Here is an 18,608-nt window from a genome sequence, read left to right on the forward strand (position 1 = left end):
GAGCCGGCCCGACAGGGCGGATCGTGGACCGGGACGGCGACGTGCCCTGGTGATCAGGTCCCGCCAACGAGCGAAGGGCACCTTCAGCCGCTCTCGTCGGCCGAAGGTGCCCTTCGCTCGGTACTGCTGTGCCCGTCAGGCCTGGGCGGTCGCCGGGGCGTCCGTGTTGGAGTCGGCGATCGCGGTCGAGCGGCGCTTCGACACGAAGATCGCCACCACGATGCCCAGCACGGCGACGACCGCGATCGTGATGCGAACCGCCGGGTTGGCGTCCACGCCGACCGACAGGGCGACGACGGCCGGGGCGATCAGCACCGAGACCAGGTTCATGACCTTGATCAGCGGGTTGATCGACGGGCCGGCGGTGTCCTTGAACGGGTCACCGACGGTGTCGCCGATGATCGTCGCCTCGTGGGCGTCGGACCCCTTGCCGCCGTGGTTGCCGTCCTCGACCAGCTTCTTGGCGTTGTCCCAGGCACCACCGGAGTTGGCCAGGAACACCGCCATCAGCGTGCCGGCCGCGATCGCGCCGCCGAGGTAGCCCGCGAGCGGGCCGACGCCGAGGCCGAAGCCGACGGCGATCGGGGCGAGGATCGCGAGCAGACCCGGGGTGGCGAGCTCGCGCAGCGCGTCCCGCGTGCACATGTCGACCACGCGGCCGTACTCGGGGCGCACGGAGTAGTCCATGATCCCGGGGTTCTCGCGGAACTGGCGGCGCACCTCGTACACCACCGCCCCCGCGGCGCGGGACACGGCGTTGACCGCGAGGCCGGAGAACATGAACACGACGGCCGCACCGATGATCACGCCGACGAGGACGTTCGGGGCGGTCACGTTGTAGATGTCGGTCAGCGCCTGCCCGGCCTCGGAGTAGGCCTGGGTGATCGCGTCGTTGTACGACCCGAACAGCGCCGTCGCGGCGAGCACCGCCGTGGCGATCGCGATGCCCTTGGTGATCGCCTTGGTGGTGTTCCCGACCGCGTCGAGCTCGGTCAGGATGTCGGCACCGGCGCCCGTGACGTCGCCCGACATCTCGGCGATGCCCTGCGCGTTGTCCGAGACCGGACCGAAGGTGTCCATGGCGACGATGACGCCGACCGTGGTCAGCAGGCCGGTGCCCGCGAGGGCGACGGCGAACAGCGCGACGAACACCGAGCCCGAGAGCAGGAACGCGCCGTAGACGGCCGCGCCGATGACCAGCGCGGTGTACACGGCGGACTCGAAGCCCACCGAGATGCCGGCGAGGATCACCGTCGCCGCTCCGGTGAGCGAGCTCGTGCCGACATCCTTGACCGGCTGGGTCTCGGTGCCGGTGTAGTAGCCCGTCAGCGACAGGATGATGATCGCCAGCACGATGCCGATGGCGACGGCGGCGAACGCGATGATCTGCGGGTTGCCGGCCGCGGCGAGGTCGCCGATGCGGCCGGCGTCGACGCCGGGCAGCTCGGTGAAGCTCGACGGCAGGTAGGTGAACGCGGCGATCGTGCAGAGCACGATGGAGATGACCGCGGACACGTAGAAGCTGCGGTTGATCGCCCGCAGCGCGTTCTCGCCCTCACGGGTGCGCGTGATGAACACGCCGATGATCGCGGTGATGACACCGATCGCCGGGATGATCAGCGGGTAGGTCAGGCCCAGCGTGCCGAACGCGACCGAGCCCAGGATCAGCGCGGCCACCAGCATCACGGCGTAGGACTCGAAGAGGTCCGCGGCCATGCCGGCGCAGTCACCGACGTTGTCGCCCACGTTGTCGGCGATCGTCGCCGCGTTGCGGGGGTCGTCCTCGGGGATGTTCTGCTCGACCTTGCCCACGAGGTCGGCGCCGACGTCGGCGGCCTTGGTGAAGATGCCGCCGCCGACACGCATGAACATGGCGAGCAGGGCCGCGCCGAGGCCGAAGCCCTCGAGCACGCGCGGGGCCTCCTCGACGTACAGGAGCACGACGATCGAGGCACCGAAGAGCCCGAGGCCGACGGTGGCCATGCCGACCACGCCGCCGGTGCGGAACGCGATCTTCGCGCCCTTGTCGCGCCCACCCGGCTCGTTGGCCGCCGCGGCGACGCGGATGTTGGCCTGCGTCGCCAGGTTCATGCCCAGCGCGCCGATCGACATGGAGAAGAGCGCGCCGACCACGAAGGCCACCGAGCGCCCGATCAGCTCACCGGTGCTGTTGGCCGGCAGCGCGAAGAGCACCAGGAAGACGACGATGATGAACGGAGCGAGCGTCTTGAACTGACGGGTCAGGAAGGCGCTGGCGCCCTCCTGGACCGCCTTGCCGATGTCACGCATTCCCTGCGTGCCCTCGTCGGCGGCCAGCACCTGCCTGCGCAGGACGAAGCCGATGGCCAGCGCGATGACGGCCACGGCCGCCACCACGATGACCACGATGTTGTCGCCGGCGGAGAACGTGATCCCCGCGGCGAGGACGGACGCTTGCATCCAGCCTCCCGGTTGGCACCGACAAACACGACGCGCCGGGCCAGGCCTCGCGGCGGCTGCGGCGCGTGATGATCACAGCCACGACCCGGCGCGGCGGGCGGTGGACAGGTGCCGCAGTGTAGGAGGTGGGCCTCACCCGGGCGCACAGCAGTTCCCACACGGGCTGTGAGGTGTACGTCTTTCACGAACGAGAGCGCTGACGGGAGGACGCGTGCCAGGCTCGACGGACGTGGACGGCGAAGGGCTGCCCGGAGCGCCCGGAGTCGCCACCGGAGCCGTGCTCGACGGCCGGAGCCGGGGCTCCGTGCTGTTGCGCCGGGTACTCGCCGGGACGCCCGAGGGCGAGAGCCCCCTGACCCACGCCGAGCTCGTGCCCGCCCGCGAGGGCGTCACGCAGGGCTGGCCGGACTGGGTGCCCGAGGACGTCCGCGCACCCTTCCTCGTTCGCGGCATCGCGCGGCCCTGGAGCCACCAGGCCGCCGCCGCCGACCGGGCGCACGCCGGTGAGCACGTCGTCGTCGCGACCGGCACCGCGTCCGGGAAGTCGCTGGCCTACCAGCTACCCGTCCTGACCAGGCTCAACGCCGATCCCCGGGCCACCGCGCTCTACCTCTCGCCCACCAAGGCGCTGGGCGCGGACCAGCTCCGCACCGTCGCGGACCTCCGCGTCGACGGCGTCCGCGCGGCCTCCTACGACGGCGACACCCCGCTCCCCGAACGCGACTGGGTGCGCCAGCACGCGAACTGGGTGTTCACGAATCCGGACATGCTCCACCGCGGGATCCTGCCGCGGCACGGGCGCTGGACGACCTTCCTGCGCCGCCTGCGCTACGTCGTCATCGACGAGTGCCACACCTACCGCGGCCTGTTCGGCTCGCACGTCGCGCTGCTGATGCGGCGCCTGCGACGGGTGTGCGCGCGCTACGGCGCGCACCCGACGTTCGTGCTCGCGTCGGCGACGGTGTCCGAGCCGGCCGTCTCGGCCTCGGTGCTCACCGGGCTGGACGTGGCGGAAGTCACGGACGACGGGTCCCCGCGCGGCGCCCGGGCGGTCGCGTTGTGGGAGCCGCCGCTGCTGGAGGAGGTCACCGGCGAGAACGGGGCGCCGGTCCGGCGATCGGCGGGGGCGGAGACGGCGCGGATGCTGGCCGACCTCGTCGTGGAGGGCGCACGGTCCCTCGCCTTCGTGCGCTCGCGGCGCGGGGCGGAGCTGACGGCACTCGGCGCTCGCCGGGTGCTCGCGGAGATCGACGAGGAGCTCGCGGCCCAGGTGGCCGCGTACCGGGCGGGCTACCTGCCCGAGGAGCGCCGGGCGCTGGAGCAGGCGCTGCTGAGCGGGTCGTTGCGAGGGGTGGCGACGACGAACGCCCTCGAGCTCGGGGTCGACATCGCCGGGCTCGACGCCGTGGTGGTCGCCGGGTTCCCGGGCACGCGGGCGTCGTTCTGGCAGCAGGCCGGGCGCGCGGGACGGTCGGGCGACGACGCGCTCGTGGTGCTCGTCGCCCGCGACGACCCCCTCGACACCTACCTCGTGCACCACCCGGAGGCGATGCTCGGCGCGCCCCTGGAGCGCTGCGTGCTCGACCCCACCAACCCCTACGTGCTCGCGCCCCACCTGGCCTGCGCGGCGTCGGAGATCCCGTTGACGCGGGAGGACGTGGCGTCCCTGGGTGGCGACGCCGCCCTGGCGGTGGTCGACGACCTCGTCGCCGAGGGCCTGCTGCGGCGCCGGCGCGGCGGCTGGTTCTGGTCGCACCCCACCGACCGCCCGCACGCCGGCGTCGACATCCGGGGCAGCGGCGGCGAGCAGGTCGTCCTCGTCGAGTCCGACACCGGGCGGATGCTCGGCACCGTCGACCCCGGCACCGCCCCCGCGACCGTCCACCCCGGCGCCGTGCACCTGCACCAGGGCGAGAGCTACGTCGTCGACTCCCTCGACCTCGACGACGGCCTCGCTCACCTGCACGCCGAGGACCCGGAGTGGACGACCCAGGCCCGCACCGTCATCGACATCACCGTCGAGGAGACCGAGCACTGCGCCTCGCACGGTGACCTCCAGGTCTGTGCGGGGACCGTCGAGGTGACCGAGCAGGTGGTCGGCTACCTGCGGAAACTCCCGTCCGGGCGCATCCTCGACTCGACGCCGCTGGACATGCCCGCGCGCAGCCTGCGCACCCGCGCGGTCTGGTACACGCTCACCGAGGACGCGCTCCTGCGGGCGGGCCTGGACCCGTCGCGCTGGCCGGGCGCCCTGCACGCGGCCGAGCACGCGGCGATCGGTCTGTTGCCGTTGGTCGCGACCTGCGACCGCTGGGACATCGGCGGCGTCTCGACCGCCCTGCACCCCGACACCGGCCGGCCCACGGTGTTCGTGCACGACGGGCACCCGGGTGGCGCGGGCTTCGCCGACCGGGGCCACGAGGCCCTGCGGGCATGGCTCACGGCGACCCGGGCCGCGATCGCCGACTGCGAGTGCCGGTCGGGCTGCCCGTCCTGCGTGCAGTCGCCCAAGTGCGGGAACGGCAACGACCCGCTCGACAAAGCCGGCGCGATCGTGGTGCTCGACGTGGTGCTGACCCGGCTCGCGGAGGGCTGAGCGGGTTCCGCGCCGGCGGGGTTGGGCTCCGCCGCGGGTCGGGGGTTTCGGGGCCGTCCCGACCCGCGGCGAGGTCTGTCACGCCGCAGGCCGGGGAGCTCATCGACCCGGCCTGCGGCGCGGTATGTGGCGGCGGTGGACCGCGCGACGGTCTCGTCGCGGGCGGCCCACCGCCGCGGGGTCCCCGCTGGCCCGGACCGCGGGCCGGTCGCGGCGGGTGCACCGGCGCGTCGGCCACGGGATCCGGGTGGGGCGGCGGGCGCGGCCCTCATCAGATGGGCCTCGCTGGTCCGGCGTCGCCCCGAGGGGACCCGAGTGTGGAGTTGTGGTGGGTGTCGCGTCGGGGGTCCTAGGACCGGACCCCGGTCGCGACGGTGGCGAGGCGGTAGGTCGACCCGCCGCCGGCGACGGCCGGACGCTGCGCGACGGCCTCGGCCAGCGCGTCCTGCACGCGGAACGGGTCGGGGAGGTTCCAGCCGCACGCCGACGGGCGGACCCGCCAGTGCACGGAGCCCTGCGGGTAGGTCGACGGCGGAGCGGCGAACCAGCTGCCGCGGCCGTGCAGCGAGATGCCGCCACGCTCGGCGAGGTCGGGACGCAGAGGCTCGCCCGCGCCGACGGGGAACAGCCACTCGCCGGTGGGCGTCGCCGCGATCGGCACCGGCACCCCGAGCGCCCGCAGGACGGCGGCGGCGCGGCGACCGACGGTGGCGGGGACCTCGAGGACGTCGAAGGTCAGCCCGGTGGGCAGGAGGATCGAGTACGGCAGGCCCGACCACCACTCGGCGATCTGGCTGCAGTCGGTGGACGCCCGCAGCGCCCAGTCGTCGAGGACCGGGCACGGACCCGCCTGCGGTGCGTCGGCGCAGCCGCTCCACACCTCGCCCTGCGGGAAGGTGCCAGGCACGACGGCCCAGCCGTGGTCGGCGAGCACCATGGCCTCAGCACGGAGCTCCGTGCCGTACACGGCGCGGTAGCTGTCCCACCACTGCATCGGTTCCTCCTGTGGCCCCGGTGTTCCTGCTCCCGGTGTGCTGTTCCCAGTAACGGCATGCGCACGTGACGGCGCCACCCGTCATCGCCCATCGGCCGTGATCACACGCCGAGCGTCACCCTCGGCCCCGCTGAGCGGGCGAGCGCACGCTGAGCTGGGTGACCGTGCTCGAACGCCCGGTGGGGTCGCCGCTCAGCCGGGACCGCGCTCCGCTCGTCCCGTGCCGGCTACGCACCGGACACCACCAGGACTCCGGACGGGGTGCCGTCGGAGGCCACGGGGCCCGCGCGGGCGCGTCCTGACGCGGCGCCGGACACGCTCGGCATGCACCCGCACGATCTCTCCGCGACGACGATCACGGTCCAGCCCTCGACGGAGCACGCCACGAGCCGCGCACCGTTGCCGGCGGCGACCTCGGTGGCCCGTGCGCAGGCCACATCGGCGCCGCGCACGGCCTCGCGGGCTCCAGCGAGGGCGGCGAGGTCCGCTGCCGTCTCGGCGCCGTGCCGGGCGAGCACCGCGGCCCCGACCTGCAGCCCGAGGCCCAGGAGGCACACCAGGACACCGATCGCGGCGGCTGCGAAGACCGTCGCGTAGCCGGCGTCGAGCGGTTCCCGACCGCCCACCGTGCCGCTCACCGCGCACCGCCCGGCGGGGTGGGCACCGCGGAGGCCGACGCCGGGGCGACCGGGTCCTCCGGCCGCGCCGGGGACGCGGCGGCGTCGGCCTCCGGCGGCTCGCCGGGCAGCGGTTCGGGGCCCTCGACGGGAGCGACCGGCGACGGCTCGCGCGCCGCCACCGCCTCCGCGCCCACCCGCAGCGCGGGCAGCGCCGAGCCCAACGGCGCCGCGCGGACCCGGGCGACCACGTCGTCCCCCCGGGTCTCGAGGACGACCTCCGCCCCGTCGGGCAGCAGGCGGGCCGCCGCCCGGCGGGCCGCGTCCGGGTCCCCGCGGGCACCGAGGCGGGCGGCCTCGGTGGCGGCGTCGACGCAGCGCAGCTGCAGCACCACCGCCCCGATCGCCGCGAGGACCACGGCGAGCACCACGACGAGGCTGCCGACCGCGAACGCCGCCTCGACGGTGACCGAGCCGGTGTCGGAGTTCCCGGCGCGGCCGGCGATCAGAACGTGCTCGTCAGCGCCCGCTGCACGATCGCGGTGAGCGCACCGATGATCGAGTCGCCGGTGATCACCGTGTAGAGGAGGGCACCGAAGGCCGCCGCGGCGATGGTCCCGATCGCGTACTCCGCCGTGGACATGCCGTCGTCGTCCTCGCGCAGCCGGGCCAGCCGGTGGCGCCAGGTCGTCGTCCGTGCGGTCATGGGGTTCTCCTCTCGTCCCACGCCCCGGCGGGGCGTGCGGGCTCATCGCTGCTCCAGCAGGGGCCCGGCGAGCCCGACCACCACCGGGACGATGCCCAGGGCGAGGAACGCCGGCAGGAAGCACAGGCCGAGCGGCCCGGTGACCATCACGCCCGCGCGCTCGGCGCGGGCCTCGACGGCGTCGGCGGCCTCGGCCCGCAGGTCGGCGGCGACGGCCTCGACGACGTCGGCGACCGCGGCCCCGCTGCGCGCCGAGCGGCGGGCTGCGCGGGCGAGGCGGGCCGTGCCCGGCTCGTCGAGCGCGGGCGACCAGGCGGCGGCGGGGTCGGCGCCGAGGGCCACGAGGTCGGCCACGCGGCCAAGCGCCGCACCGGCCGCCGCAGGCAGGACCGGCACCACGGCGCGCGCCGCCCGGTCGAGCGGGAGTCCGGCGCGCAGGCAGGCCGCGAGCTGGTCCCACGCCCCGGCGAGACCGAGCGGGTCCGGGCGCGGCCTCGCCCGGTGCGCCCGCCAGCGCGGCAGCACGGCGATGACCGCGAGGCCCGCGGCGCTCGTGACGACCGCGGCGGCACCCGCCCCCGCGAGCGCGGCCGCGGCGCCCACCGCGAGCAGTGCCAGGCCGGGCACCAGGCCCTCCCGGGCCGGGGCCCGCGGCGACCGGCGCGGGACCGTGCGGTGGTGCGCCGTGACCGGACCCGGCGCCACGAGCACCGCCGCGGCCAGGAGCGCCAGGGTCCCGGGGATCACCGGGCCACCCCCGCGACGATCCGCTCCGTCCAGGCGAGGCCGGCGCAGACCAGGCCCACGCCGACCACGAGCAGCACCTGACCGATCAGCCCCCCGGTGAGCACCGACCAGGGCCGCGCGCCGATCCCCTCGCCGAGCAGCAGCCCGAGCACCGGCAGCCCCGCGAGGACGGCGGCGGTGGCGCGCGGCCCCGCGAGGCGGGCGCGCAGTCCGCCGGCGACCCGCGCGCGGACCCGGAGGTCGCGGGCGACCGCCGCCGCCGGGCCGGCGAGGGCGATCCCGTGGCGTTCGGCGAGAGCCCACGCGCCGGCGAGGCGATCGAGGTGCTCGGCGACGACCGGCTCACGGGCCCGCGCCGCCCGCAGGGCCGCGGGGACGTCGCCCCCGAGGTGCGCGGTGGCGCCCACGAGCGCCATGACCCGGGCGGCCACCGGGTGGGCGTCGGACCCCGCGGAGCCGGCCGCGGCGGCCGGGGGCGCGCCGACGCGGACCTCCGCGGCGAACGACGCCAGGGCCTCCGCCAGCCCGGCGGCCGCGGCCGCCCGGTCCCGTTCGGCCCCCGTCGCCGCCCGCCGGCGGTGCACCGTCGCGGCGAGCGCGAGGGCGGCCACGCCGCCACCGGGGCCCGCGAGCACCACGCCGAGCACGGCTGCGCCGGGGAGGAGCACGCCGCGTCGTGCCACCACGGGCCGCAGGTGGTCGAGGCCCGGTGCCCGCCGTCGACCGGGGAGCGCCCCGCCCGCCCGCAGCCCCGGCACCGGCGCGGGCCAGGCGATCAGCGCGCCGGCCACGAGGAGGAGCGCCGCGGCGCTCACGCCGACTCCCGGTGCAGCAGGGACACGCCGGCGGCGACGCTCACCGCGCGCGGTGCCGTGGCGGACGCCCGGGCCGGCGGGTCGGGTGGGTCGAGCCACGGGGCTGCGACGCCCCGCTCCTGGAACATCGCGCCGAGGTCGGCGCGACCGGTCGCCCAGCCGTCGCCCCGGGTCCAGGCCGGCACCACGACGACCTCGCCGGCACCGTCGCGGCGCCGCAGGACCCCGACGGCGTCGAGCGTGCGCGTCCCGTCGCGGTCGCGTCGGACCTGGAGCACCACCTGCACCGCCGCGGCGAGCTGGCTGTGCAGCGCGGCGGGACCCAGCCCGCCGAGGGCGGCGAGCGCCTCCAGCCGCGCGGGGACCTCGCGCGGCGCGTTCGCGTGCACCGTGCCCGCCCCGCCGTCGTGACCGGTGTTGAGCGCCGCCAGCAGCTCGACGACCTCGGCGCCGCGCACCTCGCCGACGACGAGCCGGTCGGGGCGCATCCGCAGCGCCTGGCGCACGAGGTCGCGCAGCAGGACCTGCCCGGCGCCCTCGACGTTCGCCGGCCGGGCGACCATGCGCACGACGTGCGGGTGCGCCGGGCGCAGCTCCTCGGCGTCCTCGACGCACACGATGCGCTCGCTCGGCGCCACCTCGCCGAGGAGCGCCGCGAGCAGGGTCGTCTTGCCCGAGCCCGTGCCGCCGACCACGAGGAACGCGAGCCGCGCCGCGACGACCGCGCGGAGCAGGGCCACCCCGTCCGCGTCGACCGTGCCGCTGGCCGCCAGAGTCGCGAGGTCGTGGCGGGCGGGCCGGAGCACCCGCAGGGACACGCACGTTCCATCGGCGGCGACCGGCGCGAGCACCGCGTGCAGTCGCACGCCCGATCCCGGCAGGCGCGCGTCGACGTACGGGCTGGCGTCGTCGAGGCGCCGTCCGGCCGCGCTCGCGAGCCGCTGGGCGAGCCGGCGCACCGCGTCCTCGTCGGGGAAGCGGATGGGCGTGCGCTCGAGCCCGGCGCCGCGGTCGACCCAGACCGCGTCCGGGGCGGTGACGAGCACGTCGGAGGTCCCGGGTTCGCGCAGCAGCGGCTCGAGCGGGCCGGCGCCCACGAGCTCGCGCTGCAGGCCCCGCACGGCGGAGAGCACGTCGGCGTCGCCGACCACGCCGCGGGCCTCCGCGCGCACGGCGGCCGCCAGGTCGTCGACCCCGGCCTGCCCGCCGGAGCTCACCAGCCGGGTGCGGACGCGATCGACGAGGTCGGCCGGCGCGGTACTCACGCCGCCCGTCCCCGGTCGGCCACGGCGTCGAGCGCGTCGAGCACCGCCGTGGCGGCGTCCTGCAGCGGACCGCGCCGGAGGCCGGGGACCTTGCCGCGGTCCAGCGCCGGGGCGAGGCCCGGCTCGGGCGCCACGGAGACGAGCACGTCCAGCCCGAGGGCGCGGGCGACGTCGTCGGCGTCGAGGCCGCCGGGCGCGGGACCGCGCACGACCAGACGCAGCGGCACCCCGCGCTCGGCCAGCGGCTCGGCGACCCGGGCGGCGGCCGCGACGGCGCGGACCTCGGTGGGCACCACGAGGACGACGAGATCGGCGGCGTCGGCCACGGCCAGGGCCGTGTCCGACAGGTGCCGGGGCAGATCGCACACCACGACGTCACCGGCCCGGCGACCGGCCTCGATCACGGCGACGGCCGCGTCGGGCTCCGGGCCGGCGCCCTGCCGATCGCACGACAGCACCGTCAGCATCCCGTCGGGCGAGGGCAGCGCCTCGTGCAACGACGCCGCGGACACCCGACCTCCGCCTCCGCCGCCGAGCGCGAGCCCGCCCCACCGGAAGCCCTCGAGCTCCTCGGCCCCGGCGAGGAGGTCGATCCCGCCCCCGAGCGGGTCGCAGTCGACGAGCAGCGCCCGCGTCCCGCCCGTGCTCGCCCGCCCCGCGATCGCCACGGCGAGCACCGAGGCCCCGGCGCCGCCGCGTCCTCCGACCACGGCCACCACCCGGCCCGGTCCGACGTCGGGCGAGGAGCGGGCGCCGGTGTCGGCCAGCGCCGAGATCAACCAGTGCTCGCCGTCCGGCAGCGACACCACGTGCTCCGCGCCCACTGCCACGGCGCGCTCCCAGACCGATCCCGGCGGCTCGCCCCGGCAGAGCAGCACGACCCCGTCGCGGCGTCCGGGACGCAGCGGCCCGAGCGCCCGGGCCGCGTCCTCGTCGACCAGCACCAGCCCGGCGGTGTGCCAGCGCCGGCGCACCCCCGCCGCGTCCGGCACCCGTTCGAGCTCGGCCCCCGCGGCCGCGGCCAGCCGCACCACCTCGTCGAGGAGCTCCTCGTCGTCGGTCATCACCACCGCGCGCCGTCGGCCCTGTGCGCCCACCCCGCCTGCCCCGCCCGTCCCCGCCATCGGTGACCCCTCTCGCGTCCCGCCGTCGACGAGAACGCTGCCGCGGGAGGGGCACCGGGAGGGAGCGTCGGACGCCGCCCTGGGGACGGCGGACGGGCCTGGGGACGGCGGCGTGCCGCGCTCGGGGGCGCAGGCACCCGGACGCCGCAGCCGCGGCGCCCGGGCGGCGGTCCGGCGCCGCCGGGCGGTCAGGAGCGGGTCAGGCGGGCTGCGCCGCCTCCGCGATCCCGAGCCCCTCGCGCGCGCCGACCTGCCAGGCCTCGGCGCAGTGCGCGAACCAGCGGGCCAACCCCTCCGGCGAGCCGGTGGCGAAGGCCGCGGCGGCCTCGCGGTACTCGGTCTCCGCCCGGTAGTGGCCGACCTCGGGGACCGCGAGGCCCTTGGGATCGAGCCCGGTGGCGACCGCGGTCAACCGGGCGGCGGCGCGCGCCACGACACCGCCGGCGGTCGGGAAGGGCGCGAGGGTGAGGAGCTCGCCGTGCACGACGGCGACGAGCACCGGCGCCGGCACCGAGGTGCCCCCCGTGACCAGCCCGGCGAGCCCGTCGAGACGCTCGCCGACACCACGGTCGAGGCGGGGCCTGCCGAGGTCGTCGTCGGTGATCCCGGGCAGGTCGGCTGCGGCGAGCATGTGCAGTCGCGCGAGCGCCTGGCGCGGTGCCGAGCGCCAGGCCGCCAGCAGCCCGTCGAGGTCCTCGGCGACCCGTAGCGCGCCGGCGAGCACGGGGTCGGTGACCCGGCCGTCGTCGGGCAGCTCGGCCGACCCGCCGTCCAGGCTCGACGACGCGCGGGCCGCCCGCACGGAGGCCTCGGCGGACGTCGCGGGCCACCCGCGCCGGTTCGCACGGTGGTTGTGCACCTTCGTCAGCGCCTCGCGGACGGCGTCGGCGTCCGCGGCGACGCCGGGCAGACGGGTCAGGGGCTCCAGCGGGTCGGCCACGAGGTCGATCGTCGCAGCACCGCGTCGACCGGCCACGTCACAGCCCTCCCCTATGCCGCCGAACGGTCTGATCAGCAACCGCCGAACGGACCTGTATCGGTCCGGTCAGTGCAGCCCGCATAGCCGCATGACGAAACCGGGCAGTAGGTGGACCACGTGATCGGCACCACAGCGCCGTGGGGCCACCCGAGAGGAGCGACCATGTCGAGCACCACCGAGGAACGCACCGCGCGGACGGCACCGGACCCCGCCCCCGCCCAGTCCACCCCGAGCTTCGCGGACCCGGGTCCGCTCGGTCTCGCGGCCTTCGCTCTGACGACCTTCACGCTGAGCCTGTTCAACGCCGGGCTCGCCCCCGAGGCGCTCGAGCCTCTGGTGCTGCCCCTCGCCCTCTTCTACGGCGGTCTCGCCCAGTTCCTCGCCGGGATGTGGGAGTTCCGCAAGGCCAACACGTTCGGCGCGACGGCCTTCGCGTCCTACGGCGCGTTCTGGCTGGCCTTCGCGGCCTACGTCCAGTTCATCGAGCCCGAGATGGAGGCCTCCGGCGTCACCGAGGCCCAGGTGACCACGGCGACGGGGATCTTCCTCCTCGGCTGGGCGATCTTCACGCTCTACATGCTGTTCGCCTCGCTGCGGACCACCGGCGCGCTGGTGGGTGTGTTCGCCACGCTGTTCCTCACGTTCGCGCTGCTGGCCGCCGGTGACCTCACCGGTGTCGACGCGATCGCCACCGCCGGCGGGTTCGTCGGTCTGCTCAGCGCGCTGATCGCCTGGTACGCCTCGGCCGCCGTCGTCACCAACGCCACGTGGGGCCGCACCGTGCTCCCGGTGGGCCCGCGCAGCTGAGCCGGGCATCCTGGTCGGCGTGCAGCCGACCGGCGACGACGTCGCGGGTGACCTCGTGGTCACCCGCGACGTCGTGCTGTCCGCCGCCGATCTGCACTGGCGCTTCTCCCGCGCGGGTGGGCCCGGCGGTCAGGGCGTGAACACCACCGACTCGCGGGTCGAGCTCTCGGTGGACCTGCGCTCCGTGGTTCCGGTCGGAGCGCCGCTGCGTGACGAGGACCGCACCCGGATGCTCGAACGGCTCGCCGGGCGCCTGCACGACGGCGTCCTCACCGTCGTCGCGTCCGACGACCGCTCCCAGCGACGCAACCGCCGTGCCGCGCGCCAGCGCCTGGCCGCGATCCTGCGGGACGCCCTGGCGCCGCCCCCACCGGCGCGTCGTCCCACGTCACCCTCCCGCTCCGCCCGTCGCAGGCGTCTGGAGGCCAAGCGCCGGCAGGGCGCAGTGAAGGAACTGCGCCGTCGACCGAACGGGGAGTGACCCCCATCGGGGGAACGCGTTGAGTACCGCGGGCGGTCAGGGGGAAGACCGGGCCGAGAAGTGATCAGCGGGCGGCGCGCCGTGGAGCGCGGCGCACACCCGGTGACGTGGCACGATGACCGACCTCAGCACCCGCTCGCCGTCCCCACCCCGAGCGACCGACCCACGCAGGAGCGCCCGTGACCCGCCCCGAGCAGCCGGCCAGCGGCTCGTCCGCCCCGCCGGTCGTGCCCTCGATCCCCCTGAACGCCGAGCCCGTGCGGCAGGACGGCGACGCCTCCGTCGGCTCGCTGGTCAAGGAGGTCACGACCCACGTCTCCACCCTCGTGCGCGCCGAGGTCGAGCTGGCCAAGACCGAGATCACGGCCGAGGTCAAGAAGGGCGTGCAGGGCAGCGTCTTCTTCGTCGTCGCCGGCGTGATCGCACTGTTCAGCCTGTTCTTCTTCTTCATCGCGGTGTCCGAGGCCTTCAACCTCATCTGGCCGACCCAGCAGTGGGCGGGCTACGCCGTGACGTTCGGGCTGATGATCCTCGTCGCGGGCATCCTGGGCCTCCTCGGCTACCTCAAGGTCCGCAAGATCAAGGCGCCGGAGCGGACGATCGAGACCGCGAAGGAGTCGGTCGAGGTCCTGCGCCGCAGCCGCGCCGACGCCGCCTGAGCACTGGCGCAGGGTCCGCCGTCGAGATCCCCGGGCCCTGGACCCACCGCACCGTCTCGGCGAACGGCGTGCAGCTGCACGTCGCCGAGGCGGGTCCGGAGTCCGGGCCGCTGGTGCTCCTGCTCCACGGCTTCCCCGGGTTCTGGTGGGCCTGGCGCCACCAGCTCCCGGCCCTCGCGACCGCCGGGTACCGGGTCGCCGCGGCCGACCTGCGCGGCTACGGCGAGTCCGACCGCCCGCCCCGCGGCTACGACCTGTGGACCCTGGCCGGTGACGCCGCCGGCCTCGTCCGTTCGCTGGGGGCGCGCGAGGCGACGATCGTCGGCGCCGGGTGGGGCGGGGCGGTCGCCTGGACGCTCGCGACGCTGCGCCCCGGCGTCGTCTCGCGGATCGCGGCCGTCGCGGCACCGCACCCGCGGGCCGTGCGCGCCGCTGCCCGTCGTCGTCCGTGGGGGCCGGCGGTGCGCATCGTCGCGTCGCTGCAGCCCCCGCGTCTGCCCGAGCGCCGGCTCCGCCGTGACGACGCCGCGTGGGTCGCCGATCTCCTGCGCGCGGGCTCGGGCGACGGGTGGGCGTCGGCGCCGGAGTTCGCCGAGGTCGCCGACCGCCATCGCGCCGCGATGCTGACGCCCCGCGTGTCGCACACGGCGCTGGAGGGGTTCCGCTGGTGCGTGCGCTCGCAGTTCCGGCCCGACGGGGCGCGCTACGCGGCTGCGATGGACCGGCGCGTGACGGTGCCGGTGCTCCAGATCCACGGCGACGCCGATCCCTGGGTGCCCGACCGCGTCGCCCGCGCCTCGGCGCACTGGTGCGACGCCGGGCACGTGCACCGGACGCTCGCCGGCGTGGGCCACTTCCCGCACCAGGAGGCGCCCCAGCACATCACCGACGCGCTGCTGGACTTCCTCGACGAGTGATCGTTGGAGGCTTCCCTGCCCCTATCGGCGTGCTGTATCGGACGTCAGCAGATGGCCCCCAGGCTGGCACGCAGCTGATACCGACCTACGCCGCGCAGGACCCCGTGCTCACACGGCCGGTGGCGCCCGGCGAGGCGTCGAGGGCCGGGCGCACCTGGTCGGCGGTGAGCACGAAGCCGGTGTCGCCCTGGTCGACCGCCGCGCCGAAGACGACGCCGATGACGCGACCCTCGGGGTCGACCAGCGGGCCGCCGGAGTTCCCCGACCGCACCTGCCCGCGAATCGTGTAGACGTCGCGGGTGACGGTCTCGCTCTCGTAGATGTTCGGGCCGCGCAGCTGGATGCGCTGGCGCACCTTCGCCGGCGACGACGAGAACGGGCCGTCCAGCGGGTAGCCGAGCGCCACGGCGTTGTCGCCGGTCTCGGCGCCCGCGAAGTCGAAGTCCAGCGGGTCGGCGTCGAGCCCCGGGACCGCGAGCACGGCGACGTCGACCTCGTCGTCGTAGTAGACGACACGGGCCGCGCGGGTGCGGGAGTCGCCGTCGGAGGTCGGGACCTCCACCGACACCTCGTCGGTGCCCGCCACGACGTGCGCGTTCGTCATGACCCGGTCCTCGCCGATGACGAACCCGGTGCCCTCGAGCGCCCGTTGGCACGACGGCGCCCGCCCGCGCACCTTGAGCACGCTGGCACGGGCCTGCTGCACCACGGGGTCCTCGACGAGCGCCTGCTCCGGCGGCGGCACCTCGGCGATCGGGGTCGACGAGAAGGGGCTCAGGACGTCCGGGAAGCCCGAGGCGTCGAACAGGGCCCGCAGCTCGGAGGGCAGCGCGCGCAGCGGGGCGGGCATCACCGAGTCGACGCCGGCCAGGACGCGCGAGTCGCGCAGCGAGGACGCGAGCGCCGTCTCCGAGGAGCTCGCCAGCGGCAGCGCGATGAGCCAGGCGACGATGAGCGCGGTGATCGCCTGCAGCACCGAGCCGAAGGCCGAGTCGACGGTGCGCACGGCCGGCAGGCGCATCCGGTCGCGCAGGGCGCGCCCGAGGTAGACCCCGAGCGTCTCGCCCAGGGCGACCAGCGCGACGACCAGCAGGACGCTGACGACGATCTTCGACGTCGTCCCCTCGAAGTTGTCGACCAGCGCAGGAGCGATCTTCAGGCCCAGCAGCGCGCCACCGAGCACGCCGAGGAAGCTCAGCGCCGCGACGGCGAGACCATGGCGCCAGCCCGAGATGCCCGCGGCGATCGCGAGCAACACGACGACGACGTCGACCCAGCTCACCGGATCGGACCTCCTTCGGCGGCCGCGTCCGGCCCGCTCGGCGCGGCGTGACCGGACGTCACTGCCGTGGTTCCGGCGCTCAGGTCGTGCCGCTGCGCCCAGACCTCGTCGAGGTCGCGCACATCGGAACGGTCCCAGGGTCTCGCCCACCCGGCCAGGGTGAGCATCCAGTCCACCAGGCCCGCCGTGAAGCCCCAGACGAGCAGTCCTCCTGCGGCGAACGCGGGACCCACGTACCCCGACGGCCCGGTGACGAGGAACCGCGCCGCCGGATCCGTGAGCGCGGCGACCGGGACGCGGACCACCGCGGCGGTCTCGCCCGGGTCCACGACCCGCACCGGCACCGGCCGCGCCCAGTGCGCGAGCACCGGCGTCACGGCGAACCCGGTGACCGGGATCGTCAGCGGCGGCAGCGTCACCAGGGGGTCGACGCCGTCGGGATCGAGGCCGGTCTCCTCGTTCGCCTCGCGCAGCGCGGCGGCGACGGGCCCGGCGTCGGTGGGGTCGATCGTCCCGCCGGGGAACGCGGCCTGGCCCGCGTGCGCGCGCATCTCGGCGGCGCGCTCGGTGAGCAGCAGCTCGGGCGCGTCCCCGGGGCCGGCGAAGAGCATGAGCACCGCGGCGCTGCGCCCGTTCGGCGCCGTCCCGGCGAGGCGCCGGCGGAACGGCACGTCCTCGGGCCCCAGGCGCCGGCACGCCTCCGCCAGCGGGGCGAGCCAGTCGGGGGCCGCGCCGGGATCGGTGTCAGGGGAGTCGGTCACCCGGCACCGCCCCGGGCGGCGTCGACGGCGGCGCGCACCTGCTCGGGGGTGCGCAGCACCTGGGGCGGGATGTCGACCACGGAGCCGTCGGCGCGCACGAGCACGCTCGCGGGCAGGATCGGCGGTGCGCCGAGCTTCGGCCCGACGACCTGCGCGGGGTCGCTCACCGACGGGTAGCGGGCGCCGAGGCTCTCCATCAGCGCGAGGGCGGTCGTCGTGCGGTCCGCGGCGTCGACGCCCAGCACCGCCGCCGCGCCCGGCTGGGTCGTGTAGGCCGCCAGCGCGGGGATCTCGTCGCGGCACGGCGCGCACCACGACGCCCAGAGGTTCACCAGCGTGTCCCGCCCGGCCAGGGCGGTGGCGAGGTCGACCGGACCCGGCGCGCCGAGGCACTCCAGCGTCACGCCGGAGAGTGCGGCGACGGGCGCCGCGCCCGGCACCGGCTCCGGGCAGGGGGCGAGGGCGGCCGACGCGCGGGCGGAGGCGACGGCGGCGGGATCGTCGCTCCCGGCGGCCGGGGCGGGCTGGAGCACGGAGCTCGGGTCGGTCGCCCCCGGCAGCGACGACCCCGTGTCCCGGGGCCACAGCGCGATCACGCCGACCACGGCCAGCACCACGACCACGAGGGTGGCCCGGACCTCGGCGCGGGTCACCGCTCGAGGCCGACGAGGGACAGCAGGTGGTCGGCGTCCGGCCCCTTGATCAGCTTGGCGGCCTTCACGGGGTCGGTCTCGCCGGTCTGCGACGACGGGCAGTCGCGACGCAGCGTGCAGGCCCCGCAGGCCGGCTTCTTGGCGTGGCACACGCGACGCCCGTGGAAGATCAGCCGGTGGGAGAGCATCGTCCAGTCCTTGCGCGGGATGAGCTCACCCACCTCCTTCTCCACCTGCACCGGGTCCTCGGACGTCGTCCAGGCGAAGCGGCGGGCCAGGCGTCCGAAGTGCGTGTCGACGGTGATGCCGGGAACGCCGAAGGCGTTGCCGAGCACGACGTTGGCCGTCTTGCGCCCGACGCCGGGCAGGGTGACGAGGTCCTCCAGCCGCCCGGGCACGACGCCGTCGAAGCGCTCGACGAGCGCCGCGCCGAGCTTCGTCACCGATTCGGCCTTCGCCCGGAAGAAGCCGGTCGGGCGGAGGATCTCCTCGAGCTCCGTGCGGTCCGCGCCGGCGAACGCGGCCGCGTCCGGGTAGCGGGCGAAGAGCCCCGGGGTGACGCGGTTGACCGTCACGTCGGTGGTCTGCGCGGAGAGCACGGTGGCGACGAGCAGCTCGAGCGGCGAGGTGAAGTCCAGCTCGCAGTGCGCGTCGGGGTGGGCGATCGCGAGATCGCGGTCCATCCGTCGCGCCCGCCGCACCAGGGCGAGACGGCTCTCACCGTCCTTGCCACCGCCCGTGGCGCGCGCAGCACTGCTCACCCACC

19 protein-coding genes are annotated in these 18,608 nt (G+C 76.1%); 5 read left to right on the plus strand and 14 right to left on the minus strand.

The genetic code is table 11. The features are described 5' to 3' along the window. Positions 1–135: 135 nt before the first annotated feature. On the minus strand, positions 136–2,439 hold the full coding sequence (locus PH189_RS09970; RefSeq protein ID WP_274188623.1) for a sodium-translocating pyrophosphatase: 2,304 nt from the start codon (positions 2,437–2,439) through the stop codon (positions 136–138). Between the two features lie 277 nt (positions 2,440–2,716). Here PH189_RS09970 and PH189_RS09975 point away from each other — a divergent pair, with 277 nt between their 5' ends. Then, on the plus strand, positions 2,717–5,035 hold the full coding sequence (locus PH189_RS09975; RefSeq protein WP_274188711.1) for a DEAD/DEAH box helicase: 2,319 nt from the start codon (positions 2,717–2,719) through the stop codon (positions 5,033–5,035). A 349-nt stretch (positions 5,036–5,384) separates the two neighbouring features. Here the strand turns inward: PH189_RS09975 and PH189_RS09980 are convergent, their stop codons facing one another. From PH189_RS09980 to PH189_RS10020, 9 genes are all read right to left on the minus strand, one after another. Then, entirely contained in the window at positions 5,385–6,029 is a 645-nt protein-coding gene (locus tag PH189_RS09980; RefSeq protein WP_274188624.1) for a bifunctional DNA primase/polymerase, read from the minus strand. A gap of 227 nt (positions 6,030–6,256) precedes the next feature. Beyond that, a complete protein-coding gene (locus tag PH189_RS09985; protein ID WP_274188625.1) occupies positions 6,257–6,667 on the minus strand; it encodes an Rv3654c family TadE-like protein in 411 nt (136 codons plus the stop codon). Continuing rightward, positions 6,664–7,155, minus strand: a complete 492-nt coding sequence (locus tag PH189_RS09990; protein ID WP_274188712.1) for a TadE family type IV pilus minor pilin — start codon at positions 7,153–7,155, stop codon at positions 6,664–6,666. The genes PH189_RS09985 and PH189_RS09990 overlap by 4 nt, the downstream gene beginning before the upstream one ends. Beyond that, complete coding sequence (locus tag PH189_RS09995) at positions 7,152–7,352, minus strand: DUF4244 domain-containing protein (protein ID WP_274188626.1); 201 nt, start codon at positions 7,350–7,352, stop codon at positions 7,152–7,154. The genes PH189_RS09990 and PH189_RS09995 overlap by 4 nt, the downstream gene beginning before the upstream one ends. A 42-nt stretch (positions 7,353–7,394) precedes the next feature. Next, positions 7,395–8,099 (minus strand): type II secretion system F family protein, encoded by a 705-nt coding sequence (locus PH189_RS10000; protein WP_274188627.1) that lies wholly within the window; start codon positions 8,097–8,099, stop codon positions 7,395–7,397. Further along, positions 8,096–8,914 carry a type II secretion system F family protein gene (locus PH189_RS10005; RefSeq protein WP_274188628.1) on the minus strand — a complete coding sequence of 273 codons (819 nt, stop codon included), beginning with the start codon at positions 8,912–8,914 and terminating at the stop codon, positions 8,096–8,098. Before PH189_RS10005 ends, PH189_RS10000 begins: the two co-directional genes overlap by 4 nt. Further along, the gene (locus tag PH189_RS10010; protein ID WP_337994144.1) at positions 8,911–10,179 is read right to left on the minus strand and encodes a TadA family conjugal transfer-associated ATPase; all 1,269 of its coding nucleotides are present in this window, start codon (positions 10,177–10,179) and stop codon (positions 8,911–8,913) included. The genes PH189_RS10005 and PH189_RS10010 overlap by 4 nt, the downstream gene beginning before the upstream one ends. After that, the gene (gene ssd, locus PH189_RS10015) at positions 10,176–11,303 is read right to left on the minus strand and encodes a septum site-determining protein Ssd (protein ID WP_274188629.1); all 1,128 of its coding nucleotides are present in this window, start codon (positions 11,301–11,303) and stop codon (positions 10,176–10,178) included. The genes PH189_RS10010 and ssd overlap by 4 nt, the downstream gene beginning before the upstream one ends. A gap of 199 nt (positions 11,304–11,502) precedes the next feature. Next, complete coding sequence (locus tag PH189_RS10020; RefSeq protein ID WP_274188630.1) at positions 11,503–12,243, minus strand: oxidoreductase; 741 nt, start codon at positions 12,241–12,243, stop codon at positions 11,503–11,505. A gap of 201 nt (positions 12,244–12,444) precedes the next feature. On the opposite strand from PH189_RS10020, the gene PH189_RS10025 reads away from it, so the two are divergent. From PH189_RS10025 to PH189_RS10040, 4 genes are all read left to right on the plus strand, one after another. Beyond that, positions 12,445–13,089, plus strand: a complete 645-nt coding sequence (locus PH189_RS10025) for an acetate uptake transporter (protein ID WP_274188631.1) — start codon at positions 12,445–12,447, stop codon at positions 13,087–13,089. Positions 13,090–13,108: 19 nt separating this feature from the next. Further along, positions 13,109–13,570 (plus strand): alternative ribosome rescue aminoacyl-tRNA hydrolase ArfB, encoded by a 462-nt coding sequence (gene arfB / locus PH189_RS10030; protein WP_274188632.1) that lies wholly within the window; start codon positions 13,109–13,111, stop codon positions 13,568–13,570. Between the two features lie 179 nt (positions 13,571–13,749). After that, positions 13,750–14,229 (plus strand): phage holin family protein, encoded by a 480-nt coding sequence (locus PH189_RS10035; protein ID WP_274188633.1) that lies wholly within the window; start codon positions 13,750–13,752, stop codon positions 14,227–14,229. Positions 14,230–14,297: 68 nt separating this feature from the next. After that, positions 14,298–15,146 carry an alpha/beta fold hydrolase gene (locus PH189_RS10040; protein ID WP_274188634.1) on the plus strand — a complete coding sequence of 283 codons (849 nt, stop codon included), beginning with the start codon at positions 14,298–14,300 and terminating at the stop codon, positions 15,144–15,146. Positions 15,147–15,231: 85 nt separating this feature from the next. Here the strand turns inward: PH189_RS10040 and PH189_RS10045 are convergent, their stop codons facing one another. Genes PH189_RS10045 through nth form a run of 4 tightly spaced genes read right to left on the minus strand, consistent with a single transcriptional unit; the run spans position 15,232 to position 18,525 of the window. After that, positions 15,232–16,428: a MarP family serine protease gene (locus tag PH189_RS10045; protein WP_274188635.1), complete on the minus strand. Its 1,197-nt coding sequence runs from the start codon at positions 16,426–16,428 to the stop codon at positions 15,232–15,234. Further along, positions 16,425–17,189, minus strand: a complete 765-nt coding sequence (locus tag PH189_RS10050) for an NUDIX hydrolase (RefSeq protein WP_274188636.1) — start codon at positions 17,187–17,189, stop codon at positions 16,425–16,427. The genes PH189_RS10045 and PH189_RS10050 overlap by 4 nt, the downstream gene beginning before the upstream one ends. Next, entirely contained in the window at positions 17,186–17,842 is a 657-nt protein-coding gene (locus tag PH189_RS10055) for a TlpA family protein disulfide reductase (RefSeq protein ID WP_274188637.1), read from the minus strand. The genes PH189_RS10050 and PH189_RS10055 overlap by 4 nt, the downstream gene beginning before the upstream one ends. Beyond that, a complete protein-coding gene (gene nth, locus PH189_RS10060; protein ID WP_274188714.1) occupies positions 17,839–18,525 on the minus strand; it encodes an endonuclease III in 687 nt (228 codons plus the stop codon). Before nth ends, PH189_RS10055 begins: the two co-directional genes overlap by 4 nt. Between the last annotated feature and the right edge of the window lie 83 nt (positions 18,526–18,608).

Source organism: Actinomycetospora chibensis, assembly GCF_028737215.1.
Taxonomy (GTDB): Bacteria; Actinomycetota; Actinomycetes; order Mycobacteriales; family Pseudonocardiaceae; genus Actinomycetospora; species Actinomycetospora chibensis.

Excerpts from the sequence above, each read along its gene's own strand:
- ssd (WP_274188629.1), bottom strand. The coding sequence starts at position 11,303 with ATGGCGGGGACGGGCGGGGCAGGCGGGGTGGGCGCACAGGGCCGACGG.
- PH189_RS09980 (WP_274188624.1), bottom strand. The coding sequence starts at position 6,029 with ATGCAGTGGTGGGACAGCTACCGCGCCGTGTACGGCACGGAGCTCCGT.
- PH189_RS09995 (WP_274188626.1), bottom strand. The coding sequence starts at position 7,352 with ATGACCGCACGGACGACGACCTGGCGCCACCGGCTGGCCCGGCTGCGC.
- PH189_RS09970 (WP_274188623.1), bottom strand. The coding sequence starts at position 2,439 with ATGCAAGCGTCCGTCCTCGCCGCGGGGATCACGTTCTCCGCCGGCGAC.
- PH189_RS10025 (WP_274188631.1), top strand. The coding sequence starts at position 12,445 with ATGTCGAGCACCACCGAGGAACGCACCGCGCGGACGGCACCGGACCCC.
- nth (WP_274188714.1), bottom strand. The coding sequence starts at position 18,525 with ATGGACCGCGATCTCGCGATCGCCCACCCCGACGCGCACTGCGAGCTG.